Raw genomic sequence first — 1,342 nt, 5'->3', positions numbered from 1 at the left:
CGGAGCTCTCCGCACCGGCGAACCGGCCCCGGTACACCCAGGCGAGGTAGCCGGCGAGCGCCAGCGCGACACCGAGCGCGACGATCGTGTACGGGTTGAGCAGACCGCCGCCGGACCCGTCCGGGGAGGGCCGGACGGCCGCCGACGAACCGACGACGAGGGGGGTGCGGCCCGCGGCGTCGATGGCCAGCCCCCGGTCGAGCAGGGCCTGCCCCGGCAGGGTGCCCTCGCCGGCCAGCGTGTCGCAGAAGGGATCGGCGCGGCCGCAGCCGCCGAACTCCCGCAACGCCCTGACCTGCTCGGACGAGAGCAGGGTCAGCACCGCGTCACCGGCGACGATCCGCGCCTCCCTGGGGGCCAGCGCCAGCAGCACCGCGCCGCCGCTTCCCGTCGTCACGCCCTTCGGGACGGTCACGGTGAACCCCCGCCGCGCGAACTGCTCGCGCGCCTGCCGCAGCGGCAGGTCCTGAGTGAGCGGGCCCCCCAGTTCGATCGGCCCGTTCAGGACGATGTCGCGGCCCTGAGGGCTCGCCAAGCACTCCACCAGCGGGCCGAACCGCTGCGCGGGGCAGTCGGCGGCGGCCGCCCGGCCGGACGGCACGGCCAGGAGCAGGCCGATCAGCACGGCGATCAGCGAACCCGGGAACACGCGCATGGCTCTCCTCACAGGTCGAACACCTGCCGGCAGCGGACGAACATCGCCGCGCCGCGCTCGGCCCAGTCGGCGGCGACCGCGGAGAACTCCCGCTGGTCGAGGCGGAGTTCGGCGGGCAGCGAGCTGACCCCGGCGAGCACCGGGTGCGGGCCGTGCACGTCCCACACCGACAGCATCGGCACGAGCTGCTCGGTGTTCCAGGCGTTGGCGGCGGCCGCGGCCTGGGCGAGCTGGTCGCGGCGGAGCGGGGTGCCGTCGGTCATGAACGCCACCAGCAGCCGTGCCGTCCGCATGAACCGCACCGTCATGACCCGGCCGTCGGGCAGGTCGAACTCGACGGACAGTCCGTCGCCGTCCGGGACGGCCCTGCCCTCACCCGCCCAGCCGGCGACCAGGCGCCGCCACTGGACGGCGAGCTCCGCCGTGTCGTTCACTGTCTCGTCAACGGCCACGCCGCACCGCCTCGGCGACCAAACGGTCGGTCAGTCCCGCCTCCAGCAGCGCGAGCGCGTGCTGCCGCAGCAGGGATCGGTCCTCTTCCCACGGCCGGTCGTCCGGCCCGAGCTCCCCGTCCGGCGCGGCCGGGTCGCCCCAGGACGGCGGCGGCTCCGCGACGTCTGGGGTCTCGCCGGTGAGCGCGTCGAGCAGCACCTCCAGCGACGGCCGGATCTTCGGGTCCTTGGTCAG

The 1,342-nt window shown here is 75.3% G+C and carries 3 protein-coding genes; all 3 read right to left on the bottom strand.

From position 1 onward, the window contains the following. Positions 1–655: hypothetical protein (locus ACYVE7_RS34135; protein ID WP_460370726.1), on the bottom strand; the 655-nt coding region annotated here is incomplete at its 3' end. Between the two features lie 8 nt (positions 656–663). Further along, positions 664–1,107 carry a hypothetical protein gene (locus ACYVE7_RS34130; protein ID WP_460370725.1) on the bottom strand — a complete coding sequence of 148 codons (444 nt, stop codon included), beginning with the start codon at positions 1,105–1,107 and terminating at the stop codon, positions 664–666. Then, the coding region (locus ACYVE7_RS34125; RefSeq protein WP_460370724.1) for a hypothetical protein at positions 1,097–1,342 on the bottom strand (246 nt) is incomplete at its 5' end. The genes ACYVE7_RS34130 and ACYVE7_RS34125, both read right to left, overlap by 11 nt.

Source organism: Actinocorallia lasiicapitis (assembly GCF_054778695.1).
This window is presented reverse-complemented; position numbering and strand designations above follow the sequence as displayed.